The 24,555-nt window shown below is 65.8% G+C and carries 18 protein-coding genes; 9 read left to right on the plus strand and 9 right to left on the minus strand.

Translation table 11 applies throughout. From position 1 onward, the window contains the following. Nucleotides 1-6: 6 nt before the first annotated feature. Both KY49_RS30140 and KY49_RS30145 read right to left on the minus strand, forming a co-directional pair. Entirely contained in the window at nt 7-1,176 is a 1,170-nt protein-coding gene (locus tag KY49_RS30140; protein WP_042587982.1) for a WD40/YVTN/BNR-like repeat-containing protein, read from the minus strand. 39 nt (nt 1,177-1,215) lie between these two features. Continuing rightward, nucleotides 1,216-1,485, minus strand: a complete 270-nt coding sequence (locus KY49_RS30145; RefSeq protein WP_042587983.1) for a MoaD/ThiS family protein — start codon at nt 1,483-1,485, stop codon at nt 1,216-1,218. Nucleotides 1,486-2,065: 580 nt separating this feature from the next. Between KY49_RS30145 and KY49_RS36510 the strand changes: the two genes are divergently transcribed. Both KY49_RS36510 and KY49_RS38320 read left to right on the plus strand, forming a co-directional pair. After that, nucleotides 2,066-3,754 (plus strand): AAA family ATPase, encoded by a 1,689-nt coding sequence (locus tag KY49_RS36510; RefSeq protein WP_197083617.1) that lies wholly within the window; start codon nt 2,066-2,068, stop codon nt 3,752-3,754. A 2-nt stretch (nt 3,755-3,756) separates the two neighbouring features. Continuing rightward, the gene (locus tag KY49_RS38320) at nt 3,757-4,824 is read left to right on the plus strand and encodes a hypothetical protein (protein WP_197083618.1); all 1,068 of its coding nucleotides are present in this window, start codon (nt 3,757-3,759) and stop codon (nt 4,822-4,824) included. A gap of 251 nt (nt 4,825-5,075) precedes the next feature. On the opposite strand, the gene KY49_RS30165 is transcribed toward KY49_RS38320, so the two are convergent. Together KY49_RS30165 and KY49_RS30170 are read right to left on the minus strand one after the other, a co-directional pair. After that, a complete protein-coding gene (locus KY49_RS30165) occupies nt 5,076-6,683 on the minus strand; it encodes a flavin monoamine oxidase family protein (RefSeq protein WP_042587987.1) in 1,608 nt (535 codons plus the stop codon). A 102-nt stretch (nt 6,684-6,785) separates the two neighbouring features. After that, nucleotides 6,786-8,720 carry a thiamine pyrophosphate-binding protein gene (locus KY49_RS30170; protein WP_042587988.1) on the minus strand — a complete coding sequence of 645 codons (1,935 nt, stop codon included), beginning with the start codon at nt 8,718-8,720 and terminating at the stop codon, nt 6,786-6,788. Nucleotides 8,721-9,323: 603 nt separating this feature from the next. Here KY49_RS30170 and KY49_RS30175 point away from each other — a divergent pair. The 4 genes from KY49_RS30175 to KY49_RS30190 all read left to right on the plus strand — a co-directional run bounded on the left by KY49_RS30175 (nt 9,324) and on the right by KY49_RS30190 (nt 15,186). Continuing rightward, on the plus strand, nt 9,324-9,860 hold the full coding sequence (locus tag KY49_RS30175; protein ID WP_269433351.1) for a LysR substrate-binding domain-containing protein: 537 nt from the start codon (nt 9,324-9,326) through the stop codon (nt 9,858-9,860). Nucleotides 9,861-10,069: 209 nt separating this feature from the next. Continuing rightward, entirely contained in the window at nt 10,070-11,929 is a 1,860-nt protein-coding gene (ilvD, locus tag KY49_RS30180) for a dihydroxy-acid dehydratase (protein ID WP_042587989.1), read from the plus strand. Between the two features lie 227 nt (nt 11,930-12,156). Next, a complete protein-coding gene (locus KY49_RS30185; protein ID WP_042587990.1) occupies nt 12,157-13,563 on the plus strand; it encodes a hypothetical protein in 1,407 nt (468 codons plus the stop codon). Between the two features lie 267 nt (nt 13,564-13,830). After that, nucleotides 13,831-15,186, plus strand: coding sequence for a protein kinase (locus KY49_RS30190; protein ID WP_042587991.1), 1,356 nt, complete (start codon nt 13,831-13,833; stop codon nt 15,184-15,186). Between the two features lie 55 nt (nt 15,187-15,241). On the opposite strand, the gene KY49_RS30195 is transcribed toward KY49_RS30190, so the two are convergent. Together KY49_RS30195 and pdxR are read right to left on the minus strand one after the other, a co-directional pair. Then, the gene (locus tag KY49_RS30195; protein ID WP_042587992.1) at nt 15,242-16,744 is read right to left on the minus strand and encodes a trypsin-like peptidase domain-containing protein; all 1,503 of its coding nucleotides are present in this window, start codon (nt 16,742-16,744) and stop codon (nt 15,242-15,244) included. Between the two features lie 243 nt (nt 16,745-16,987). Further along, nucleotides 16,988-18,460, minus strand: a complete 1,473-nt coding sequence (gene pdxR / locus KY49_RS30200) for a MocR-like pyridoxine biosynthesis transcription factor PdxR (RefSeq protein ID WP_042587993.1) — start codon at nt 18,458-18,460, stop codon at nt 16,988-16,990. 117 nt (nt 18,461-18,577) lie between these two features. Here pdxR and KY49_RS30205 point away from each other — a divergent pair, with 117 nt between their 5' ends. From KY49_RS30205 to KY49_RS30215, 3 genes are all read left to right on the plus strand, one after another. After that, nucleotides 18,578-19,774 carry a GNAT family N-acetyltransferase gene (locus tag KY49_RS30205; protein WP_042587994.1) on the plus strand — a complete coding sequence of 399 codons (1,197 nt, stop codon included), beginning with the start codon at nt 18,578-18,580 and terminating at the stop codon, nt 19,772-19,774. Nucleotides 19,775-19,942: 168 nt separating this feature from the next. Continuing rightward, entirely contained in the window at nt 19,943-20,599 is a 657-nt protein-coding gene (locus KY49_RS30210; protein ID WP_042587995.1) for a VC0807 family protein, read from the plus strand. 106 nt (nt 20,600-20,705) lie between these two features. Then, on the plus strand, nt 20,706-21,572 hold the full coding sequence (locus KY49_RS30215) for a CPBP family intramembrane glutamic endopeptidase (RefSeq protein WP_042588853.1): 867 nt from the start codon (nt 20,706-20,708) through the stop codon (nt 21,570-21,572). A 13-nt stretch (nt 21,573-21,585) separates the two neighbouring features. Here KY49_RS30215 and KY49_RS30220 read toward each other — a convergent pair whose 3' ends face one another. The 3 genes from KY49_RS30220 to paaK form a co-directional block, all read right to left on the minus strand. Beyond that, complete coding sequence (locus KY49_RS30220) at nt 21,586-22,257, minus strand: MarC family protein (protein ID WP_042587996.1); 672 nt, start codon at nt 22,255-22,257, stop codon at nt 21,586-21,588. A 123-nt stretch (nt 22,258-22,380) separates the two neighbouring features. After that, nucleotides 22,381-23,181: an enoyl-CoA hydratase-related protein gene (locus KY49_RS30225; protein ID WP_042587997.1), complete on the minus strand. Its 801-nt coding sequence runs from the start codon at nt 23,179-23,181 to the stop codon at nt 22,381-22,383. Between the two features lie 50 nt (nt 23,182-23,231). Beyond that, nucleotides 23,232-24,554, minus strand: coding sequence for a phenylacetate--CoA ligase PaaK (paaK, locus tag KY49_RS30230; protein WP_042587998.1), 1,323 nt, complete (start codon nt 24,552-24,554; stop codon nt 23,232-23,234). Between the last annotated feature and the right edge of the window lies 1 nt (nt 24,555).

Here is a 24,555-nt window from a genome sequence, read left to right on the forward strand (position 1 = left end):
CCGCCCTCATCCGAACCGGACGCAATATACCGGCGGCAGATGCGCGGAAATCAACCGCCAGCTTTCGCCGCCGTCGCCGGACGTCCATAGCCCGCCGGTCGTCGATCCCATCGCGAGGCGCGTGCCCGAGTCGTCCACCGCGAGCCCGTGCCGATATACGAGGTCGTACGCCGGCGCCGGCGGCAATCCGTTCGAGAAACGCTCGAACGTGCGGCCGCCGTCACGGGTGCGCGTGACGACGAACTGACCGTTCACCGGAATCCGGCATGCGTCTTTCACGGCGGGCACGAACCATGCGGTGTCCGGCTCGCGCGGGTGCACGGCGACCGCGAAGCCGAAGCTCGACGGCTGCGCCTCGATGCGCTGCCAGTGCGCCGCGCCGTCGGTCGAGCGGAAGATCGCGCAATGGTGCTGTGTCCACAGCACGTCCGGGTTGGCCGGGCATTGCACGACGCGGTGCGGGTCCTGCACGTTGGCGTCGCCCCGCCGTTCCGGCGGCATGTAGTCGGCTTCCATGCCGTCGGCGCTCACGCGCCAGGTCGCGCCGCCGTCTTCGGTCTGCCAGACGCCGCCGCACGACACGCCGATCGACACGTGCCGGCTGTCGCGCGGATCGACCATCACGGAATGGATGCCCGGCGCGTCGTAGCCGCCGCCGAACCATTCGCGGCGCTCGGGGCGATCCCAGAGCGCGCGGTTGAGCGTCCACGAGTCGCCGCCGTCGTCGGAACGGAACAGCCCGCCGGGGATCGTGCCGGCCCATAGAACGCCCGGTTCGTCCGGGCCGCCGGTTTCGAGCGACCAGATTTGCTGGAGTGTCCATGGGGGGGATGGGGGGACGGGGGCGGGGTCGCCTGTTGCGTTGTCCGGATCCGCATTTGCGCTCGTGCTCGCGGGCGCATTGCCATCGGTACGCGCTTCGTCAGGAGGCTGCGGCGGGTATGCGGGGACTGCGCACTCTTCCCAATCTGGCGCGCCCGCACGCCGGCGATGCAGTTTCACGCCGAAGTGGCCGAGGTTGAGCGCGGCGTACAGCGATCCGTCGCGCGGATCAGCCAGCACCATGCTCACCGGCTCGCCGACGAAATGCGGTTCGCCGAGCGTCCAGCCGCCCTTGCCGTCAGCCTGTAGAACGAACAGCCCCTTGCGGGTCGCGACTAGCAATCGATCGTTCATTTGTGCGCCTCTTCGTCTTTCGGGTAACGATGGCTCCCCTTAGCCGCCTGATAGCGCCTGTACGACGTAGACACGGCTTTCCTTGCCGAGCGCGTCGGACAAACGTTGTCGATCACGAATCCGCTGGCCGTCGACGAATACGGCGAGATGCGCGCGCAACGCGCCTTGGTCGTCGAGGATGTAGCCGCGCAGTCGAGGTTGTTCAGCGAAGACCGCTTCGAACGCTGCGCCGAGCGTGCGCGCGTCGATCTCGCGCTCGGGGGTTGCGATGTGTCGTTGGATCGAGGCAGCGAAGAAGATGTGTGCCATGACTAGGGAACCCGACGGGGTGGCCGTGCGGGGATGGCCGGGGTCGTCGGTTCTGTAGTTTAGGTGATTCGCTGGGGGACATTTGGCTGCGTGTCGGCAGCGGACTGGGCCGGAAAAGCAGTTCAGGGTCAGGGCCTTCCGTACGCGTGGGGGTGCACCCTCCGAGCGATGCTGCGGGAGCGTCTGTTCGAGTTCGGTCGAAGCTGTGTGAAAGCGTACGCCCAACGCCCCTGTCGAAAAACTCAACTCTTCAGATCGCGCCGTATCGGCTTGGTGGCAGTCCGGGAAGGGGAAAGTGACGCCCGAAAACCGAGTGGTTTCGCGTTTTCACACGGCCTCGGCCAGGAAGGGACCTTCGTCCGATGCGTCACGAAGACGTTCACGGAGCGGGGCTGGCCACTCAAACAGCGGCTGAGCTGAAGTGCCAATGAACACCGCACTAGCCCACGCAGATATCCTGCAAAAAAAATTTTAGCGACACGCTCGTGCAAACGCAACAACGGCTAAAATAATTGCACAGCTGTGGGCGGCACCCTCAAACTCGATGAAGCAAGGCAAAAATTTAATACCCCGAGAAAACATGATCGAAACGATTAAATTTGAAAATTATAAAGCGTTCCGGACTGGTGAGCTGCCAATCAAACCAATAACCATACTCCTCGGCCCCAATAGCAGCGGCAAAAGCAGCCTCTTAAATCTATTGCTCCTACTCCATCAAAGCATGGAAAGCCCTGCCATTGGAAGAGCATTCAAATTTAACGGAAATTTCGCTTCATTTGGCGAAGCTTTAAACGTTGTACGAAAAAGAGATGCCACCACACCATTCGAGTTAACCTTTAAGATTTCACCAGTACCTGCGATAAATTACTCTTGGTATCGCAGTATTGCCCAGCAGATACTGGTAGCTTATAGCCATAACAGCCCTTCGCATCGACAATCCGATTCATTTCAGTTTGCCCTTGGCCTTTTTACAAAAGAAATCAAAACCGAGCAGCCCCTCAACGATAATCGATCCCTCGTAGAGGCATTGGCGAAAATCGTCGATGAGATGAGTCGCGACAAGAAAAATGAACGCAGACGGCGAGCAACCTCCGATAAACAAAGAAATATCGAAGAGAATCTGTCACAGATCGCGAAAACGGTCGATGAGACATTCAGCGTCAATCAGGTTCTCGATCACCTAAAAGATCTCTTCAAAATTCTGCTTGCGCTCCCCGAGAGTGCAAGCATTGATACCCTTCAGTATCGATTTTTCTATAACAAATCATCGAAGAATTTCGAAGTTAGCGCAGTCAAGCTGATCTCTGAAAACAGAACCCTCCTTGCTTATTCATGTCGGCGAGAAAATGGGCGTCGCGGATATGACCTCAGCAGCGAACTCATTGATTCGCAGATGCTTTCGACGCACCGCACTGCCACCGGCAAGATGCTGAATTTCGCTGGCATGTCGCCGCTACCAAATCGAGAATTGTTTTTCGGCTTGACTCTACCGAAAAACGCAGTTGCATCATTATTTTGCAACATGATTTCCCTTGGATGTAATGCAGTAACAAAGGATTTTGGAGACGAAAAAATCAATCACGTTAGTCCTTTGCGCGCGTTTCCCCAACGATATTATCTGATTGATCAATCCCATAATCGCAACAGCCTCAACACACGGGACGGCGATTCGTTAGCAGATATCCTTAAGAGAAAAAGTGACGTTCGCGACCAAGTCAACAAATGGATGCGAAGATTTAAGCTTGTTATTGAAGTTGAAGATGTAAAAGAAATCATTCATTCCATCCGCGTTCGCCAAAATGGACTTGAACTCGATCTCACTGATGTTGGATTTGGCATCTCCCAAGTTTTGCCAGTAATTGTTCAAGGATTTCTGGCTGCCGAGAAATCCATTACACTGATTGAGCAGCCTGAAATTCACCTTCACCCCAAAATGCAGGCAGACATAGCTGATCTGGCGATAGATATAGTCAATTCCAAAGATCGTCGATTGATCATCGAGACTCATAGCGAATATTTACTTAAGCGACTTCGCAGGCGCATCGCAGAGGGAGAAATTCGAGCAGAGGACGTTGCTATCTGCCTAATACACGGAAGCGATTCGCCAAATGGCGCCTCCAGGATCGAGAGCATTCCGATTACTGAACTTGGATCGTTTCCTTGGCCGAAAGATTTTTCCGAGACCGAACTTGACGACACGATAGCGTTTGCCAAACTTCAAGTTTTGTCAGAGTCCGATGATTCGGATGAAATCGACGCAGAAAAGTAAAAATGTCAAAATTTACCGTTTGTCCGCGTTACGTGCACGGCTCGACACCGCAAGAGATTGCGGATATTCTTTTTTCGTTCATCCAATCAAACCCAAACCGACTTCTGGTAGATGCCGACCTAGAAATTATTAATCGATACAAACTCACAGGCGATAAGGATGGCCTCTGTGACGCATGGGTGAAATTTCTGTTGAACGACGCATTACGGTCACTCAGGAGCGTTGTTCTTGCGCAGGATGCGCAGACATTGTCAGATGAAAACCTATCCGTGGAAATCGCGAAGCAGGCGGTCACCGACAGAAAAATTATTGTTGATGATCGCGATGACTACATCACGTTATCCGCAGCCATTGCGGCACATAGTATTCGGCTCATCGAGCGCGAGTTTGCAGCGACTGCGATCACCGCCTCAGCAGGTCCGTTTGATTATGAGGAGTTGACGAAAAGCCTTCTTCGAAAGGCTGCACGTATGACTGAGCGACGAGCGACGAGGTCAATTGAGGACGTGCATAACGATGCAGTTGCTGACTTCTTGCGCGATAAGGGGTATAGCGCAAGTGATCAATCGAGAAGTGGACAATCCGGCTCCAGCTCCGGCTCCGGCTCCGGCTCCGGCTCCGGCTCCGGCTCCGGCTCCGGTTCCGGTTCCGGTTCCGGGGAATTGGATATTGCAATCCGCTCCAGCGATGGCAATATTGAGTCAGTAATCGAGGCTCTTCGCCTCAGTTCTTGCGGCCCAGATAACAACACCGTTGCGGAGCATTTAGAAAAGCTGATTCACCGCTACGATACTGCGGGACTCAAGCGACACTTCGTTATGATTTATTCCGAGGCAGCTAACTTCCAAGCACTGTGGAAAAACTACAAGCGTTACATCAACAACTTGAACGCAAACGCGACCTTTGTCGGTCCATGTAAGCTCGACACGTTTGTAGACGTCAGTGAAGACTACAGCTGCCCGGTCAATGTGCGGGCTGCGATGGCTACGCATCGCCGCGTTCCCGAGCCGCTCGAGGTTGTCCACATCTTCATAAACATGGCAATCATCGAGAATATCAACTCAGCATAATGGATCGCCATAATTTAATATGGCCGTCAGAGATACCCGACCGCTTTCTCACGCGGTTCTTCTCATGTCGCACTTGCACCAATGCTATGGCAATGCCTGCGCGCCGCTTTCCGATCCGTCGAAGGTCAACCTCGAATATACGTAGTCGGCCCTGAACAATCCGGGGCGAGCGCCGATCCAACCGCAGCATGCAAGCGGCGAAGCGTAACCGCCCTCGCCGCACCGCCCGCATCGACGTCCGCACCGCGCCCTCACAGCGCCCCGATCCCAAACCTCTCCAACACCAAATCCGCCGTCTGCAACGCCCCCTCCACCCACCCCTGCGCATCCGAATACGCTTCCCCGCAGATGAACAGCGGCCTGCCGTCGATCGGCTGGACGATCTTGTGCTTCACCTCCCAGCTCTTCACGCCGATATTCCAGCTGTTCCATCCACCGCCGTACGGATCGTCGCCCCAGTCCCGGAACGCCGCGTTCCTGACTTCCGGCGTATGCGCCAGCCCATGAACCGTCGCGAGTTGCCGGGCCACCTCGGCCACCATCCGTCGCGGCGCGTGATACCGGAACCACGGCAATTCGTCGGCCTGGTCGGCATCCGCGCCGATGAACGGATCCGCCACCTCCGCCACTTCGCGGCCGCCTTGCCGCACTTGCCGGCGCTGCGGCCGCAAGCCGTCCCAGAACCCGACGTTGGTGCCGTCGTCATAGCTCGCGAGCAGCATCGACGGCCCGCCGGTCGCGGCCGTTCCATCCGACTTCGGCCAGTAGTACACCTGCCGCACCGGCAAATCCGTCACCGACCTGCCCAGCTCCACGGGCACGTACTCCGACTCGCCGGTCGCCGTCGTCCGCGTATAACCCGACGCGCGCCACCACGGGTTCGCATACGTCGTGAACAGCTTGAACAGCGGCCGCGGTGTGACGCTCGACGTCAATCCGCTGATTTCCTCCAGCATCGCGCTGCTTTGCGCGAGCAGGTCGATCGCCCGCCGCGGCATCGCCAGAATCACCTGGCGGGCGCGGATCCGCTTGCCCTGCGCGTGAAACTCGAACGCGCCGTCGACCCATTCGAGGCCGGCTACCGTCGCGCCGAACCGCACGTCCCCACCAGCTTGCATGAAGAGCCCCGCCACCGACTTCGGCACTTCCTGGAAACCCTTCTTGAAGCCCATGTACGACGCACCGACACCGAAGTCCGACAGGAACCACGGAATCGCATCTGCCGCGTTCCAGTTGGTCAGGGTCGTGTTGTAGCCGCCGGCGTCGACGCCGAGCTGGTACGCCTCGCCGTCGATCACGCGCAACAGCACGTTCCAGAAGCCCTGCTTGTAAAGCGGCACGCCGCCGAAGCTGGCCTGCTGGGCCATTTGCCTGCGCTGGTCCTCGGTCAGCCCTGCATCGGTGATGCCGGGCACGATCTGCTCGATCGCATTGATGATGATGGCGCCGGCCGTCTCCCCGCGATCGAGGAACGACAACTGGTACGGCACCTTGGCCGGCTCCTGCGTGAAATCCGACAGCCGCAGATGGACGCCGCGCAGATACGCGAGGTTGACCGGCTCGTCGACCGGGAACTTGTAGAGATCGATATGCTGGCTCGGCGGCAGGATCGGATTGAGCGTGTCGATCAGCTTCTTGATCAGCGGCTGCACCTCCGGCAGGATGCGCATCCCCCCGAGCTCCGCCACCATGTTGTCGATGCCCGGCGGCCTGACCGACAGCAGCCGGCCGCCGATGCGATCGCTACCTTCGAATACGACGATCTTGCGCCGCGAATCGGCCTGCTGAAGACGCCACGCACTATATACGCCCGATACCCCTGCGCCCACGATCGCAATGTCGATCAGTTCGTCGGCCATGATCTCCTTCCTCCTGTTGTCTGATACGGGTGGATGGTGCTCCGCGCGGAATGCGCTTGCTTCGATGCAAATCCGGCCGCCGGCGGACGGCGGCCGCGCCGGTCAGAAGATCACGCGCAGGTTCGGCGTCGGCGTGCCCTCGCCGTTCGCGCCGAGCGCGCTCACCGCCGCTTCGTGGAACACGTCGAGCGGCGGCTGCGCGAGATAGCGCTGCAGCGCCTTGGCGCGGGCCGCTTGGGGCGTGGGCGGCGTCGGCGGCGTGTCGCCGGCGGTGCGCACGTCGAGGACGTACGGCTGGCGCTTCAGCAGCACATGGTCGATGCCGCGCTTCACGGCGGCGCGCACGTTCTCCGGCAGCCGCACGATTTCGCCCTCCGCGCCGCCCAGCGCCTTCGCGATCGACACGAAGTCGGGCGCGGGCCGGTGAATGCGCAGGTAGTCGGGATCGTCGGTCTTCGGCTTCCAGCCATATCCGGGCGACGAACCGTACGCCTGGATCACCTGCTGCAGCCCCAGTTGCAGCGTGTGGTACTCGTGGTTGTTGGTGACGATGTAGAGCACCCCGAGGTCGTGATGACCGGCGGTCCACCATGTCTGCGGATAGAACAGCGACGAGCCGTCGCCGACCGCGTTGACGACGAGGCTCGTCTCGACGCTTTGCCAGCCGTCCCGCTCGAGCTTGATGCCGAGCGAGGCCGGCATCGACCAGCCGAGCGAGCCGCCGCCGACGCAGTAGTAGCTGATCGGCGCCGCGCTCTCGGTGCCGAGCGGCAGCAGATACTGGAACGGCGCGGAATCCGACACGGCCTCATGCACGTAGACGAACTTCCTGCCGAGGCCGCGCGCCTGGATTTCGCGACGCAGCGCGTCGGCGACGACCACCGCCCAGATCTCGTCCTGCGTCATCGCCTTCGCGAGGTACTGGTCCCACGCGACGCGCCGGCTGGCGTCGAGCTCGCGCAGCCGGTCGTTGCGCGCGTCCGCGCCGGCGGGACGGTGCTGGCGCACGATGTCGCTGACGAGCGGCAACGTCGCCTTGATGTCGCCGAACAGGGCCGATTCGCCATAGAAGTTCTTGCCGATGTCCCAGGTGTTGTTGCTCAGGTAGACCTGCCTGACGCCCGGCGGAATCAGCGGACCGTCCGAATACTTGAAGACGGCGACCTGCGCCTGGTTGCTGAAGCCGACCAGAAACGCGACATCGTGCGCGCCGAAAGTCTGCCGGACGCCCTGCTGGGTGCCCGGCAACTCGCCCTGCCAGTGATAGTCGTCGTTCGGGAAATTGGCGAGGCTGCTGAACGATTGCAGCACCACCGGCGCGCCGATCAGCTCAGCCAGTTGCTGCAGCTCGTGCCACGCGCCGGCGTAGCCGACCGCGTCGCCGCCGACGATGATCGGATTCTGCGCGTGGGCCAGCAGCATCGCCGCTTCGCGAATCGCATCGGCGTCGGCGGTGAAGTGCGGCGAGATTCGCGTGATGCCGGGCAGGCGGTCCGCGTCGCCGATGCGGCGCATCGTGAATTCCCACGGAATCGACACGAACACGGGCCCGTTGGGCGGCGACATCGCCTCCTTGAACGCGCGCTGCAGCACGAGCGGCAGCTCTTCGGCGGTGCGCACCTCATGCGCCCACTTCGTGAATTGCCGCGCGATCTCGACCAGGTTCGACGCGAGCAGCGGCTCCTGGGTCACCAGCTCGTTCTGCTGCTGGCAGCACAGGATCACGAGCGGCACCTGCGAGCGTGCGGCGTTGAACAGGTTGCCGACCGCATGCGCGATGCCCGGCGTCACATGCACTACCGCGACGCCCGGCTTGTTGGTCATCCGCGCCGCGCCCATCGCGGCGCCGATCGCGATGTTCTCGTGCAGGCACTCGATGTATTCGACGTGGTTCTCCGGGTAGGAAGTCCCGTCGATGATCGGAATCTCGTTGGTGCCCGGCACGCCGAAGATGTAATGGATGCCGATGTCGCGCATCGCGTCGAATACGTAATCGCGCGCCCAGCGCTGCTGGACAGCTTGGGTTCCGGTGGTCATGGTTGCTCCTCGAAAGAAAATCCCGCTCCGCGCGGGCGACGAATGCGCTTCAACCCTCGTGCGGCGCCCGGCTGCCGCTTTCGACGTCTGGATCTTCCCGAGCGTGGCCACCGAGACATGCGGCCCGCTCAGCCTGCCACTCGATTCGTTAACCTAATTATTTCAATGGCTTGTCCCTTACGCCCGTATCCGGTCCGCCGCTGATGCGGCTGAACAGGATGCTGGATGGCTAGCTGGAATCGACTGTGCTTGACATGCGTCCCCCGTGACCCGTCCGGATTGGCGCAAGAAACGGAACAATGCGTTCCGGCGCCGACAAAATCATTCTTTTCAAGCCGTGCGAATTGTTATCTTTCTATCTACGATCATTCACGTCATCCAGGAATAATTCGCTTGCGAGCATTTATTCTGATTCATCATTTTTTATAAAATTAGACTACGGATCATCCGGCGTCACCCTGATTTTTCATACAGGTCGAACGCCGAAAACGGGCGCGCAGCAACGTCGCGCGCCGTCTTTCGGCAGCGGCTCGCGAGGATTTTTAAATACACATTTATTTACGCATTAAATGCGTGAATATAGCCGTGGCGCAAACTCTTGCCGTGCATAGAGTCAAGAGCCAAACCAGCCAGCGACTTCAGGATGACCGCGGCGACGCGGATCTGGGAATTCGCTACGGGCGCGGCAACTGGCGCGAACTCGAGGTCAAGCCGTTCATGCCGGAGACGCTGTATCCGGTCGCGAATCGCGCGCTCGCCGCGCAATTGACGAAGCAGCGCCATCGACGCGGCGACGCCGCGCTACTCGACGTGCCGCTGCTGCACGACGGCGACGCGACAGGCTGGCGCGCGTGGTTCGGTGCGCTGGACATTCCGCTCAAGCCGCGCGCCCAGGATCGCCGTTTCGAGGACTACACGGTGGTGCTGGCCGCCGCGGAGGCCGGGCTCGGCATGGCGCTGGCGCGCACGCCGCTCGCCGCGGCCTATCTCGAGCGTAGCGGCCTCGTACGCGTAAGCCGCCATGAGGTCGCTTCGCCGCTCAGCTATTACTTCGTGCATGCGAAGGGAGAGAGTCGGCCGCACGTGCTGGCGTTGATCGAGCGGATGCAGAGGGTTCTGGCGGCGGCGCCGTCGAAGTAGACGGGCGCCGCGCCGGTTGGCCGCACTTGCTCGCGCGGCGTGCCGAAAATCATCGGAATGCCCCGCGCCGCCCCCACTCCACCGGCTATGGGATAATCTCCCGGTTTGCCCACAGCGCAGCTCAAGAGGTTGTTCGCACGGGCGCGAGTGGCCCTTACCCGCAAGGCCCGCTTCCTTTCTGCGATCGATATTTCTCTACAGCAACCACAATGCCCGCATACCGTTCCAAAACCTCCACCGCCGGCCGCAACATGGCGGGCGCGCGTTCCCTGTGGCGCGCCACCGGCATGAAAGACGACGACTTCTCGAAGCCGATCATCGCGGTGGTCAACTCGTTCACCCAGTTCGTGCCCGGGCACGTGCACCTGAAGGACCTCGGCCAGCTCGTCGCGCGCGAGATCGAGGCCGCGGGCGGCGTCGCCAAGGAATTCAACACCATCGCAGTCGACGACGGCATCGCGATGGGCCACGACGGCATGCTGTATTCGCTGCCCAGCCGCGACATCATCGCGGATTCGGTCGAATACATGGTCAACGCGCACTGCGCCGATGCGATGGTGTGCATCTCCAACTGCGACAAGATCACCCCCGGCATGCTGATGGCCGCGATGCGCCTCAACATCCCGGTGATCTTCGTGTCCGGCGGCCCGATGGAAGCCGGCAAGACGCGCCTCGCCAATCCCGTCACCAAGACCGTCGAGCTCAAGAAGCTCGACCTGGTCGACGCGATGGTGATCGCGGCCGACCAGGCCTATTCCGACGCCGACGTCGCCGAGGTCGAACGCTCCGCCTGCCCCACCTGCGGCTCGTGCTCGGGCATGTTCACGGCCAACTCGATGAACTGCCTGACCGAGGCGCTCGGCCTGTCGCTGCCGGGCAACGGCACGGTCGTGGCCACGCACGCGGACCGCGAGCAGCTCTTCAAGCGCGCCGGCCGCCGCATCGTCGAGCTGACCCGCGAATACTACGAACAGGAAAACGAACGCATCCTGCCGCGCTCGGTGGGCTTCAAGGCGTTCGAGAACGCGATGACGCTCGACATCGCGATGGGCGGCTCGACCAACACGATCCTGCACCTGCTGGCGATCGCGCGCGAAGCGGGCATCGAATTCACGATGACCGACATCGACCGCCTGTCGCGCGTCGTGCCGCAGCTGTGCAAGGTCGCGCCCAACACCAACAAGTACCACATCGAGGACGTGCACCGCGCGGGCGGCATCATGGCGATCCTCGGCGAGCTCGATCGCGCCGGCAAGCTGCACACCGACGTGCCCACGGTGCACGCCGCGTCGCTCAAGGACGCGCTGGACCAGTGGGACATCACCCGCACGCAGGACGAAGCCGTCAAGACCTTCTACCTGGCCGGCCCGGCCGGCATTCCGACGCAGGTCGCGTTCAGCCAGGACACGCGCTGGCCGAGCCTGGACCTCGACCGCGCCGAAGGCTGCATCCGCTCGTACGAGCATGCGTTCTCGAAGGAAGGCGGCCTCGCGGTGCTGACTGGCAACATCGCGCTCGACGGCTGCGTGGTGAAGACCGCCGGCGTCGACGAGAGCATTCTCGTGTTCGAGGGCACGGCCCACGTCACCGAGTCGCAGGACGAGGCGGTCGAGAACATCCTCAACGACAAGGTCAAGGCCGGCGACGTGGTGATCGTCCGCTACGAAGGCCCGAAGGGCGGCCCCGGCATGCAGGAAATGCTCTACCCGACGAGCTACATCAAGTCCAAGGGCCTCGGCAAAGCCTGCGCGCTGCTGACGGACGGCCGTTTCTCGGGCGGCACGTCGGGCCTGTCGATCGGCCACTGCTCGCCCGAAGCGGCGGCCGGCGGCGCGATCGGCCTCGTGCGCGACGGCGACCGGATCCGCATCGACATCCCGAACCGCACGATCGACGTGCTGCTCTCCAACGAGGAACTGGCGCGCCGCCGCGAGGAGCAGAACGCCAGCGGGTGGAAGCCGGCCAAGCCGCGTCCGCGCAAGGTGTCCGCGGCGCTCAAGGCCTACGCGAAGCTGGTGATGTCGGCCGACAAGGGCGCGGTGCGCGATCTGTCGTTGCTGGACGATTGAGCCTGCGGCGGGCTTCGGGCCCGTCCGCCTGTTCGCCAAGCCGCTCTACGGAGCGGCTTTTTAGTTTATGCGGCGGCGGAATGGGATGGGTGATTGACGCATCAGCATGCGGATAGGCTAGTCCGGGCCTGCGTGATAACGTTGCACCTCTCACCGATCACAATGCACTCAGCGCAGCCTCGCATGGCTCGAATGCGCGAAACGCTTCCACTTCTTCAATACGTTCCATGTCGCCGACACTGTTTCCTGCATTGCTCGACGAAGTACTGCGCACCGTCGATCGCCGCTACCGGCTGCCGCCGCTCGTTCCCGCATCGTCGCTGTCCGACGCCGCGAGTCCGGCCACCACTCTTGCGATCGTGATCGAAGAGGCCCGCAGGACGCTGGTCGGCGGCCAGTCTCCCGGCGCGGAGCTGCAATGCCGCTTCATCGACGCACTCGCACGCATGATCCGCGACGCGATGGACCCTCGATCCGGAGATCCCGCGTTTCAGGCCGTGGTGCTTCGGCACAATGCGGCGAGCGTGCGCGAATACGCATCGTTGTCCGCGCGCGCAGAACAGGACCGACGGACGTTGCGTTCAGCCGTCAACGCGATCGCCCATCCGGCCAAGCGCGAACGTCACGCGCACGCGTGGCGACGCGACGCGCTCGCCCGGTTGCATGCTGCTGCGGACGCTGCGTCGTGGGCCGAGCTTCACGCCACGTTGCAGCGCCTGCTCTTGCTGCCGGAGACGGCGACCGACGCCGCCTTCGAGTGCGACATCGCCAAGTTGACAGGCAGCCCCGCGCTCGAACGCTTGCTGCGCCTCGACGCACTGGCATCGGATGAGCACGTATGTCAGTACCTGGCGCTCTGGGAACGCCACGGTCCGCACTCGGGCAGCTCGCTCGCCGCAGCGCAGGGCGTCAGTTCGCATCAACGGGGCGCGGCCGTCGAAGCATCGGCCGCGCAGGCGCTCGAGGCACTGGCCGGGCGGCTCAATGCCGCGGATGAGCAGCGCACGTACCGCGTGGTCACCTCCATGCGTGTGCCGTCGTCGATACCCGGCCGGCACGACCGCGCGAAAACCGAATGGGACGCGGTCCTGCTCGAACGCGCGCGAGACGATGAGCCCGCGCCTGCCTGGAATGTTCGCTTCCTCGTGGAAGCGAAGGCCTCCGCGGACGCAGCAACCACCGATTTGCCGAGGTTGCTGCGTGGCTTGAGCCTGCTCGCCCAAAGCGACAGGAACACGATTTATTCGTTCGAGACGCGCCAAGGCGCGGTGCGCCTGCACGGCGCGTCGCTCTGCGCGCTGACGACCGACGACGCGACCTTGCAACGAGAACTGCTCTACTGCTGCGATGCGCCCGCGGACGCGACGCCCCGTCTGTTGAGCGCTGCGAGCCGGATGCAGTTGCTCTCCGCGCAGGCCAGCGTCGACTATGCGAGCGCGCTGGCGCAGCGGGCGGATGCCGACCCGCACGGCCTCGGCGCGATATGGGATGCGCTACTGGGGCAATCGCAATGGCGCGCCGTGCTGCATCAGTACCCTATGCTGCTGCAAGGCCGAGAGTTGATGGTTCGGACCGTCGACCTGCTGGCTGCGATCGATGGTGCGACGGGCAGCGATACTGCAATCGACGCATGACGCGTGGTAATCAGTACGCGCCTCGTGACGTCTGCCGATATGACCGTCCGGATGGTTTTAAAGCAAGCGAACCGGCCGATCGCATCGACGTATCGCGCCCGGTCATGACGCGCACGATTCAGGGCATGTGGTGGACGGCGGCACACGCGCCTGCCGTGACCTGCGCCGCTCGACCGGCTTGCCGCCGGTCACACCCCGATTCCCGCTCGCCAGAACCAACGCGGTTCCCCGTACAATCCCCGGCAAGCAAATTGCCCCTCGACCCGCGTGACGACCACCCTCGCCCAACTGCGCGCCGGCCAGCTCGCCGGCGCCCGCCACCTCAAGCTCGCCTGCGGCCTGACCGAATTCCCCCGTGAAATCTTCGATCTGGCCGACACGCTGGAAACCCTCGACCTGACCGGCAACGCGCTGTCGACGCTGCCGGACGACCTACCGCGCCTGAGCAGACTGCGCATCCTGTTCGCCTCCGACAATCGCTTCACCGAATTGCCCGAAGTACTCGGCGCGTGCCCGCAGTTGAGCATGATCGGCTTCAAGGCGAACCGCATCCGCACGGTCAGCGGCAAATCACTTCCGCCCCTGCTTCGCTGGCTGATCCTGACCGACAACGAAGTCGACACACTGCCCGCGGAAATCGGCAACTGCGCCCATCTGCAGAAACTGATGCTCGCCGGCAACCGCCTGCGCACGCTGCCGGAATCGATGTCCGCGTGCTCGCGGCTCGAACTCGTGCGCTTGTCCGCGAATCAGTTGCGCGCGTTGCCCGACTGGCTGCTGCGCTTGCCGCGGCTGGCATGGCTCGCCTATGCCGGCAACCCGCTCGGCGCGGCGCTGGAAGCGGCAGCGTCGGCCGATTCGAGCATCCCCGAGGTGCCGTGGGAAACGCTGGCGCTGGAGCAAAAGCTCGGCGAAGGCGCGTCCGGCGTCATCCATCGGGCACGCCGCCTTCCCGATGCAGCCGACGCGTCGCGGCACGTCGCCGTCAAGCTGTTCAAGGGCGCGATGACGAGTGACGGGCTGCCGGACTGCGAGATGGCGGCCTGCATCCATGCCGGCCAGCACCCGAACTTGATCCCGGTGATCGGCAAGGTGAAAGACCATCCGGCGCACGCGCATGGTCTCGTGATGGAACTGATCGATCCCGCGTTCGCGAACCTCGCCGCGCCGCCGAGCCTCGCGTCCTGCACGCGCGACGTCTATGCGGACGACGCACGATTCGATCCCGCATCGGCATTGCGTATCGCGCACGGCATCGCGTCGGCGGCGCATCATCTGCATGAGCGCGGCATCCTGCATGGCGATCTGTACGCGCACAACATCCTGCATCGCGGCGCGGGGCAGGCGTTATTGGGCGATTTCGGCGCGGCGTCCTTTTACGACGCCAACGATGCTGCACTCGGCGCGGCGCTGCAGCGGCTCGAAGTCCGCGCATTCGGTTGCCTGCTCGACGAACTGATCGAACGCTGCGACGCCGCCAGGCTGCCCGCCCGTCGCGAGCTTGAAGCGCTCGCGGCGGCTTGCCTGAGTGAAGATGTCGAGAGCCGGCCTTCGTTCGACGCGATCGCGTCCGGCTTGCAGACTTGGGTGAACCTCGCGTCGACACAGCCGCGATCGTCCTGAAACGGCCCGGCCCGCGACGACGCATCTGCCGCCTCGCATCCCTTCGCAACAACCTCTAGCGCATTCGCACCGATACGAATTTGCGCGCGTTGTTGCGCTGGATCAGCACCGCGATCACCTTCCCGCCCTTCGCTTCGAGCGCCGCGACGTCGTCCGGCGTTTCGAGCAGCGTGTCGTTGAGCTCCAGCACGACATCGCCCGGCTGGATGCCGGCGGCGGCAGCCGGGCCGCGCGCGTCGTCCACCATCATCCCGACCGCGAGCCCCGTCGACCGGCGCTCTTGGTCGGACAGCGGATGCATCGTCAGGCCGAGACGATCGCCGCCGCCTTCGGCCGGTCGCGCGCCGCCGCCCATGTCGGCGCCCGCTTCGGCCGCGCCGGCGGCCCCCGCCGGGCCGCCCGCGCCGGCCGTCACCGTCAGCGTGATCGCCTTGCGGTTGCGGATCAGCCTGAGCGGCGTCTTCGCGCCTTGCGGCAACGCCGCCGCATAGTCGCTCAGTTCGGCCGAGTGACCGATCGGCCGGTTGCCGATCTGCACGATCACGTCGCCGGGCTTCACGCCGACCGCGGCGGCCGGCGACCCGGGCTCGACCGCGTTGACGAGCGCGCCTGCCGGCCGCGGCAGGCCGAACGCGGCCGCGAGCCCCGCGCCGACGTCCTGCACGTCGATGCCGAGCGCATTCCCCGACGGATTGCGCTGCGCCTGCATCTGCGTCTGCAGTTGCGCGCGCACCCTGGCCGCCAGGCCGATCGGAATCGCGAAGGTCAGGCTCGAATAGCGGTCCGCGCCCGTATAGACCTGCACCGCGATGCCGATCACCTCGCCGGCGCGATTGAACACCGGCCCGCCCGAGTTGTCGGGATTGACCGCGATGTCGGTCTGGAAGAACGGGAAGGCGCTGCCGTCCGGCAGCGTATGCGCGGTCGCGCTGACGATGCCGGCGGTGACCGTGTTCCCCGTGCCGTCCGGCGAGCCGACCGCGATCACCGTCTCGCCGACGCGCACCTTCGACGAATCGCCGAGCCGGACCACCGGCAGCTTGGTCGCGTCGATCCGCAGCACCGCGACGTCGCTCTGCGCGTCGACGGTCAGGACCGTCGCCTTGAACTCGCGGCGGTCGGTCAGCCGCACCGTCACGTCGGTGGCCTGGTCGACGACGTGCGCGGACGTCAGGATCATCCCGTCGGCGCTGACGATGAACCCGGAGCCGCTGCCGGACAGCGTGCGCGGCGCGGTCTCCGGCGTCGGCGGCGGCTGCGGCACGCCGCGCCGGAAGAAGGCAGCGAGCGGATCGTCGGGATCGAGCGCCGCGACGCCCGGCGCGGCAGGCGCAGGCGCTTGCGGCTCGGCGGAGGCCGCACTGATGTACACGACGGCCGGGCCGTAGCGCTCGACGATCGCAGGGAGATCGACGGGCGACGCGGCGGGCGGCGCCGCGCGTCGTTCCTTCGCGGGGCTCGCCGCGTCGGCCACGGGCTGCAGGCCCAGGCAGACGGCAAACACGCCCCCGATCAGCGCGGCGCGAAGCACGGCGCGGACAAGCGTCAGGCGAACCACGGTGCACCTCCCCCGGGCAGTCGCCGCGCCGCGCGATGCGCGAAACGCGCAGGCGGCCGGCAAGCACCAGCACACGACTCCATTTATAGTCCACGCCGCGCGCCAGAGCATACGAATCGACGACGGCTCGAACAGGCCGTGCATCGGCCGCGAAACGGCGGCGGCATTCGTTCCGGTCAAACAGGCCGCTTCGTCAATCCGCACAACTCCGACGGTTCGCCAACCCCGCCGGCGACGGCCGGATCAGCGCCCGCCGATCCGTTTCGCCAGCACCGACAGCGTGCGCAACAGCGGCTCGAACGCATCCGCCGACGTGTTGCCGAAACCGAGCACGAGCCCGTTGAGCGCCGTCTCCGCGCGCATCGAGAAACCCGACAGCGGATACGGCACGATGCCGTGCGCACGCGCGGCGTCGACGAGCGCGCGATCCGGGTACCGCGTCGGCAGGCGCAGCGTCAGATGCAGGCCGCACGGCCCGCCCTCGACGCGATGCGGGATGCTCAGCGCGCTGTCGAGCGCGGCCAGCAGCGCGAGGCGGCGATCGCGGTACAGCCGGCGCATGCGTCCGAGGTGCCGCCCGTATTCGCCGCTCTCGATGAAGTCGGCCAGCGCGAGCTGCACGTGACGCACCCCGCCGCGCAGCAGCTCCGGCAGCACGGCCCGCACCGCGGGCAGTAGCGCTTCCGGCAGCACCAGGAAGCCGATGCGCAGCGCCGGAAACATCGTCTTGCTGAACGAGCCGACATACAGGACCGGCGAATCCTGCGCGAGCCCCTGCATCGCGCCGATCGGCTCGCCGGTGTGGCGGAATTCGCTGTCGTAGTCGTCCTCGATGATCCACGCGCGATGCCGGCGCGCGGCGTCGAGCAGCGCGAGCCGGCGCGAGATCGACAGCACCGCGCCGGTTGGAAACTGGTTCGACGGCGTCGTGTAGACGAGGCGCGGCGTCCGGTCGCGCCAGTCGCCAGCCTCCCCGCGCAAGCCTTCCGCGTCGACCGGCATCGGCGCCACGTCGAGGTCGCCCGCCTGCATCGCGGTGCGCGCGCCGCGGTAGCCGGGCTCCTCGACCCACACGGTGTCGCCGGGGTTGGTCAGCAACTGCACGCACAGCGCGATCGCGGCTTGCGCGCCCTCGGTCATCACGATCTGCTCGGGGTCGCAACGCACGCCCCGCGTCACCGCCAGATGCCGGGCGATCGATTCGCGCAGCGCGGGCTCGCCGAGCGGATCGCCGTAGCCGAGCTGCTCGCGCCCCGCGCGGCGCAGCGCGCGGTCGATCGCGTGGCGCCACGCATCGACCGGAAAATGCGCCAGCGCGGGCACGCCCGGACGGAAGCCGTCGAATTCGCCGCCCCCGTCGATGCGGGCCGGGCGGATGCGGCCGAGCCGCTGCGCGACGGCCGGCGGCGCCGAGCGCCGGCGCGGCTCGGCCCGGCGCGCCAGCCCGACGACGCGCGTGCCGCGGCGGTCCGATTGCAGGAAGCCTTCGGCGACGAGCTGCTCGTAGACAGCCGTCACCGTGTTGCGCGAGATGCCGAGCGTGTCGGCCAGCGCACGCGTGCCGGGCAGCCGCGCGCCGGCCGGCATCGCGCCGCCGAGTATCGCGTCGCGCAAGCGGCGCAAAAGCTGCCGCTGCAACGAAGGCGCGCCCCGCGCACGCGACAGCGGCGCATCGAGCTGCGGAAGGACGTCGTCGGAAGGCAAGGCGGGAGTCATGAAAGGCGTGGCACCATAAATTGTGGAGTCGCTGGCGCTTTTCATGGTACCTCGCCGGCACTACGATCGTCTTCAGGCCGGTACGTCGCCGGCCGTGTCCACGAAGCGAGATCGACCTTGTCCACGACCAACGCCTACCAACAGCCAGTCGGGCAGCCGCTGCCCGACTGGTCCGCCCGCCCACGCCCGCAGCCCGTCACGCTCCACGGGCGTCATTGCCGCATCGAGCCGCTCGACGCCGAGCGTCATGCGGCGGATCTGTACGCCGCGTACGCCGCGGCCCCCGACGGCCGCAACTGGACCTATCTGGCGCATGGGCCGTACACGGACGAAGCGAGCTATCGCGCGTATGCGCACACTGCCGCCGCCAGCACCGACCCGATGCATTTCGCGGTGATCGACGTCGCGAGCGGCCGCGCGGTCGGCACGCTCGCGCTGATGCGGATCGACCCGGCCAACGGCGTGATCGAGGTCGGCTCGGTCACGTTCTCGCCGGCCTTGCAGCGCACGCCGATTTCGACCGAGGCGCAGTACCTGCTGATGCGGCACGTGTTCGACACGCTCGGCTACCGGCGCTACGAATGGAAATGCGACAGCCTGAACGCGCCGTCCCGCCACGCGGCCGAGCGGCTCGGCTTCCGCTACGAAGGCACTTTCCGGCAGGCGCTCGTCTACAAGGGCCGCAATCGCGACACCGCGTGGTACTCAATCGTCGACGGCGAATGGCCCGCGCTCGCGGCGGCGTTCGACGCGTGGCTGTCGCCCGCCAACTTCGACGGGGAAGGCGCGCAGCGCGCGTCGCTCGCCGCGATCCGCCACGCGCAGGCGAACGCGCGCGACGCCGCCCGCCGCGCGGACAGCGCGACGCGCATCGCGGTCAGGCCGCTCGAGGCCGCCGACGAAGCCGCGTGGCGGCCGCTGTGGTGTGCGTATCGGCGCTTCTACGACACCGCGTCGAGCGACGCCGTGCTCGCGATGACCTGGGCGCGCCTGATGGACCCCGCCGAACCGATGTTCGTGCTCGGCGCGTTCGACGACGCGGGCGCGCTGGTCGGCATCGTGCACGCGCTGTACCACCGCTCGTGCTGGACGGAGGGGCCGTACTGCTATCTGCAGGACCTCTACACGGCCGCCGACGCGCGCGGACGCGGCGCGGGCGGCGCGCTGATCGAGGCCGTGTATGCGCGGGCGCGCGACGCCGGCGCGAGCCGCGTGTACTGGCTCACGCACGAGACCAATACGACGGCCCGCGCGCTGTACGACCGGCTCGCGACCAACGCGGGTTTCATCCAGTACCGGAAGGACCTGGAGTAACGCGAGCGCGACGGCCGCCCGGTGAAACGCGCACCCGGGCGGCAATGCGGCGCGCACCGGGAGGAACCTCCCTATCCGGTCCCGTCCCACCTGCAGACGGCGCGTGAATCTCGATATACTGGATTCCATTCGGTTCGGGCATCCGAACCCATCATCTGGAATCCCACCGTGAAAGCGCGCGCCGGCCTGGCCCTCGAACTCGTCGTCAACCTGCTGCTGCCTTGGGTCGCCTACCACTTTGCCCATCCCCATTTCGGCGAAACCGGCGCGCTTTATGCGTCGGCCGTCCCGCCCGTCGTCTGGTCGATCGTCGAATTCGTCCGCGCGCGCCGCGTCGATGCGGTGAGCGCCGTCGTGCTGTTCGGCATCGCGCTGTCGATCGTCGCGATGGCGCTCGGCGGCAGCCCGCGCGCGCTGCTGATGCGCGAATCGTTCGCGTCGGGGGCAATCGGCATCATCTTCCTGCTGTCGCTCGTGCGCGAGCGGCCGCTGATCTTCTATCTCGCGCGCGCCACCGTGGCCCGCCAGATGGCGGGCGGCGCCGCGCGCTTCGAGGCGGTCTGGGACGAGCAGCCGGTGCTGCGGCAGACGCTGCGCCTGATGACGTTCGCGTGGGGCGCCGGGCTCAGCATCGAGATGCTGCTGCGCTGCTGGATGGTCGTGAACTGGCCGGTCGAGCGCGTGCTGGTCGTGTCGCCGGTCGCCGGCTATTCGATCTTCGGCGGCCTGCTGATGTGGACCTTCTGGTACCGGCGCCGCATGCGCACGCGCAACAGCGTCGACATCCCGACCCGCGAAGGCTTCACCGAACCCGCCGGGCGCTGACGGCCGGCGCACTTGCTGCGGGCGCGCTTTTGTAGACGCGCTTTTGTAGATGCAATACGCAGTCCTGTATGATGCGCGGCATTTCATCGGAGGAATGCCGCCGCTCATGTCCGTATCGACCGTCCCGTTCATCGCAACCTGGATCGCCATCTTCGCCGCCGCGGCGCTCGCCTGGTGCCGCCCGCTGCGCGTCCCCAGCCTGATCCTCGGCGCAGCCGGCTACGCCGGCGCGCTCGCGCTCGGCCAGCTCGCGCCGCTCGCGCTGGCGCCGCTGGCGTTGCTCGCGCTGGCCGCGTGGGGCGTCGCGCCCGCGCGTCCGGCCGCGGTGCGCTTCACCGCGCATGCCGTCTTTCTCGCGCTCGCAATCGCGCTGAGCCTGCACCTGTTGCCCGGCTTCCACAATCCGCGCGTGATCGACCCGATCCGCTTCACGCCGGACGCGGCGCCGTTCACGATGTACCTGAATCTCGACAAGCCGCTCGCCGGCCTGTGGCTGCTGTGGGTGCTGCCGTGGGTCCATCCGGCCGTGTCGCCGGCCCGCGCGCTGCGTGTGGGCATCGTCGCCGCGCTCGCGACGTCCGCCGCGTGCCTCGCCGGCGCGACCGCGTTCGGCATGGTCGGCTGGGCGCCCAAATGGCCGGCGGCCGGCTGGCTCTGGCTCGCGAACAACGTGCTGCTCGTGACGCTCGCCGAGGAAGCGCTGTTCCGCGGCTACCTGCAAGGCGGCCTGACCCGCGCGCTCGGCGCGTTCTCCTGGGGACCGTGGGCCGCGCTGGCCGCGGGCGCTGCGCTGTTCGGCGCGGCCCATGCGGCGGCCGGCTGGCAATGGATCGTGCTCGGCACGGTGGCCGGCGTCGGCTACGGCATCGCGTACCGCCGGGGCGGCCTGTTCGCCGCCGCGCTCGCGCACGCGGGGCTGAACGTCGTCCACTTCGGGCTGTTCACGTATCCGATGCTGGCCGCGGCGCGCTGAACGCCAAGGATGCTTACTTGACCTGGTCGGCGATCGGCTGCAGGAACTCGGAGAACCCGGTCAGCATGATCTGCACGCCGATGCACAGCAGCAGGAATGCCGACACGCGCATCGCGACCTTGGTGCCTTCGGTGCCGAGGTAGCGCGCGAGGAACGCGGAGCGGCTATAGGTCTGCCAGATCACCAGCGCGACGAGCGCGGACACCGCGATCGACACGAGGCTCGACAGCGCGAACTCCGACAGCTTGTGCGTGCGGTTCGCGTTGAGCGCGATCGCGGTGGCGATCGAGCCGGGGCCGGTGGTCAGCGGCACTGTGAGCGGGAAGAACGCGCGCTTCATCACGGTGGACACGTCGATCGGCTTGACCGGCGTATCGCCGCCACCCGGCACGTCGGGCTCGTTGAGCATGCGCCACCCCGCCACCGCCACCGCGAAGCCGCCTCCGATGCGCAGCGCTTCCATCGAGATTCCGAAGAAATGCAGCACCGGCGTGCCGGCGAAGAACGCGACGAGCAGCACGATGAACGAATTGAACGCGACCTTCTTCGCGAGCATGTCGCGCTCCTGCTCGGTCAGCGACTCGGTGCGTTCGAGAAACAGGAAGGCGATGCCGATCGGGTTGATGATGCCCATCAGGCCGGTGAAGCCGAACAGGATCTCGGAGATAAGACGGTTGACGATCATCGGACGGGGAATCGGTCAGGTCGGATTCGGCGGCGCGCCGCGGGTCACGCATTGTAGAGCAACCGTCCCCGATTGCGGCGCGGCGGATGAGCGTCGGCAGCCCGCCGCGCCGGGCGTCCTCGCTTACGCGCCGCCCGCCTCCCAGGCCGGCGCCCGCTTCGCGAAGAACGCGGCGAAGCCTTCCTTCGCTTCGTCCGTCGCGCGCACGCGCGAGATCGTCTGCGCGGTGAACGCCGCGCGTTCGTCGGACGGCGGATACTCGCCGATCGTATCGAAGAAGCGCTTGATCTCCATCAGCGCGTGCGGGCCGTTGCGGCTCAGCTCCGTGAGCGTCCTGGCGAGCGCATCGTCGAGCGCATCGAGCGGCACGGCCTGATGAATCAGGCCGATCGCGACCGCCTCGCCCGCGCTCAACTGCGTCGCGGTCAGCGCGAGCCGGCGCGCCTGGCGCTGGCCGACCGCCTCGACCAGATACGGGCCGATCACGGCCGGCAGGATGCCGAAGCGCGCCTCGCTGACCGCGAAGCGCGCGTGGTCGCTCGCGATCACGATGTCGCACGCGGCGCACAGGCCGACGCCGCCGCCGAACGCATGCCCCTGCACGCGCGCGACGGTCGGTTTCGGGCACTGCCGGATCGCGCGCATCATCGCCGCGAAGCGCTCCGCGTCGCGCAGGTTCGCCGCCGCGTCGTTCGCGCTCGCGCGCTGCATCCATTGCAGGTCGGCGCCCGCGCAGAACGCGCGGCCGTCCGAGCGCAGCACGATCGCGCGCACGTCGTCGCGCGCGCCGAGCGCGGTGAACGCGTCGGTCAGCTCGGCGATCATCGTCTCGTCGAACGCGTTGAGCACGTCGCCGCGCGCGAGCGCGACGGTCGCGATGCCGCGCGCATCGACGCTGACGGCCAGGGTCTTCAATCCATCCATCGAACAGGTTTCCTCGGGTAGTCGCTCAGGTAATCGGTCAGTCAATGGGGTCACGCGGCATGCCGCCGGTCGATCACGCGCCTGGCCTTGCCGGTCGCGGTCGCCGGAATGCCGCCCGCCGGCAGCACCGTGACGCCCGCGGACACGCCGACCATCGTCTTGATCCGGTGCTGCAGCTCGCGCGCGATCGCGGCGCGCTCGCCGTCCGGCACGCCGGCGCCCGCTTCCGAACGCAGCTCGACCGCGAGATCGAGCCGGTCCATGTGGCCGTCGCGCGAGATCGTCAGCTGATACTGGCCGGACAGCTTCGCTTGCGCGACGACCAGCTCCTCGATCTGGCTCGGGAACACGTTCACGCCGCGGATGATCATCATGTCGTCCGAACGGCCGGTGATCTTCGCGAGGCGGCGCATCGTGCGCGCGGTCGGCGGCAGCAGCGCGGTCAGGTCGCGGGTGCGGTAGCGGATCACCGGCATCGCTTCCTTCGTCAGCGACGTGAACACGAGCTCGCCCTCGCTGCCGTCCGGCAGCACCTCGCCCGTCACCGGGTCGATGATCTCGGGATAGAAATGGTCTTCCCAGACCACCGGGCCGTCCTTGGTCTCGATGCATTCGCACGCGACGCCCGGGCCCATCACTTCGGACAGCCCATAGATGTCGAGCGCGTCGATGCCGGCGCGCGCCTGCACTTCCTCGCGCAGCGCCTGCGTCCACGGCTCGGCGCCGAAGATGCCGATCTTCAGCGACGACTCGGCCGGGTCCATGCCCTGCCGCACCATCTCGTCGATCAGGTTCAGCATGTACGACGGCGTGACGAGGATGATCCTCGGCTCGAAATCGCGGATCAGCTGCACCTGCTTCTCGGTCTGCCCGCCCGACATCGGCACGACCATGCAGCCGAGCCGCTCCGCGCCGTAATGGATGCCGAGGCCGCCCGTGAACAGCCCGTAGCCGAACGCGTTGTGCAGCGTGTCGCCGGGGCGGCCGCCCGCTGCGCGGATCGAGCGCGCGATCACGTTCGCCCAGGTGTCGATGTCGCGCGCGGTGTAGCCGACCACGGTCGGCTTGCCGGTCGTGCCGCTCGATGCGTGCACGCGCACCACCTGCTGGCGCGGCACCGCGAACAGCCCGAACGGGTAGTTGTCGCGGAAGTCGGTTTTCGTCGTGAACGGGAATTTCGCGAGATCGGCGAGCGTCGCCAGGTCGTCCGGATGCACACCCGCCGCGTCGAACGAGCGACGGTAGTGCGGGACGTTGTCGTACGCGTGGCGCAGCGACCACTTGAGCCGCTGCAGCTGCAGCGCCTGGAGTTCGTCGCGGCTCGCGGTCTCGATCGGGTCGAGCGCGGCCATCGGATGCGTCGGGGCAGTCATC

The organism is Burkholderia sp. MSHR3999, from assembly GCF_000833595.1.
GTDB lineage: Bacteria > Pseudomonadota > Gammaproteobacteria > Burkholderiales > Burkholderiaceae > Burkholderia > Burkholderia ubonensis.

Excerpts from the sequence above, each read along its gene's own strand:
- KY49_RS30140 (WP_042587982.1), bottom strand. The coding sequence starts at position 1,176 with ATGAACGATCGATTGCTAGTCGCGACCCGCAAGGGGCTGTTCGTTCTA.
- KY49_RS30145 (WP_042587983.1), bottom strand. The coding sequence starts at position 1,485 with ATGGCACACATCTTCTTCGCTGCCTCGATCCAACGACACATCGCAACC.
- KY49_RS36510 (WP_197083617.1), top strand. The coding sequence starts at position 2,066 with ATGATCGAAACGATTAAATTTGAAAATTATAAAGCGTTCCGGACTGGT.
- KY49_RS38320 (WP_197083618.1), top strand. The coding sequence starts at position 3,757 with ATGTCAAAATTTACCGTTTGTCCGCGTTACGTGCACGGCTCGACACCG.
- KY49_RS30165 (WP_042587987.1), bottom strand. The coding sequence starts at position 6,683 with ATGGCCGACGAACTGATCGACATTGCGATCGTGGGCGCAGGGGTATCG.
- KY49_RS30170 (WP_042587988.1), bottom strand. The coding sequence starts at position 8,720 with ATGACCACCGGAACCCAAGCTGTCCAGCAGCGCTGGGCGCGCGATTAC.
- ilvD (WP_042587989.1), top strand. The coding sequence starts at position 10,070 with ATGCCCGCATACCGTTCCAAAACCTCCACCGCCGGCCGCAACATGGCG.
- KY49_RS30185 (WP_042587990.1), top strand. The coding sequence starts at position 12,157 with ATGTCGCCGACACTGTTTCCTGCATTGCTCGACGAAGTACTGCGCACC.
- pdxR (WP_042587993.1), bottom strand. The coding sequence starts at position 18,460 with ATGACTCCCGCCTTGCCTTCCGACGACGTCCTTCCGCAGCTCGATGCG.
- KY49_RS30215 (WP_042588853.1), top strand. The coding sequence starts at position 20,706 with ATGTCCGTATCGACCGTCCCGTTCATCGCAACCTGGATCGCCATCTTC.
- KY49_RS30220 (WP_042587996.1), bottom strand. The coding sequence starts at position 22,257 with ATGATCGTCAACCGTCTTATCTCCGAGATCCTGTTCGGCTTCACCGGC.
- KY49_RS30225 (WP_042587997.1), bottom strand. The coding sequence starts at position 23,181 with ATGGATGGATTGAAGACCCTGGCCGTCAGCGTCGATGCGCGCGGCATC.
- paaK (WP_042587998.1), bottom strand. The coding sequence starts at position 24,554 with ATGACTGCCCCGACGCATCCGATGGCCGCGCTCGACCCGATCGAGACC.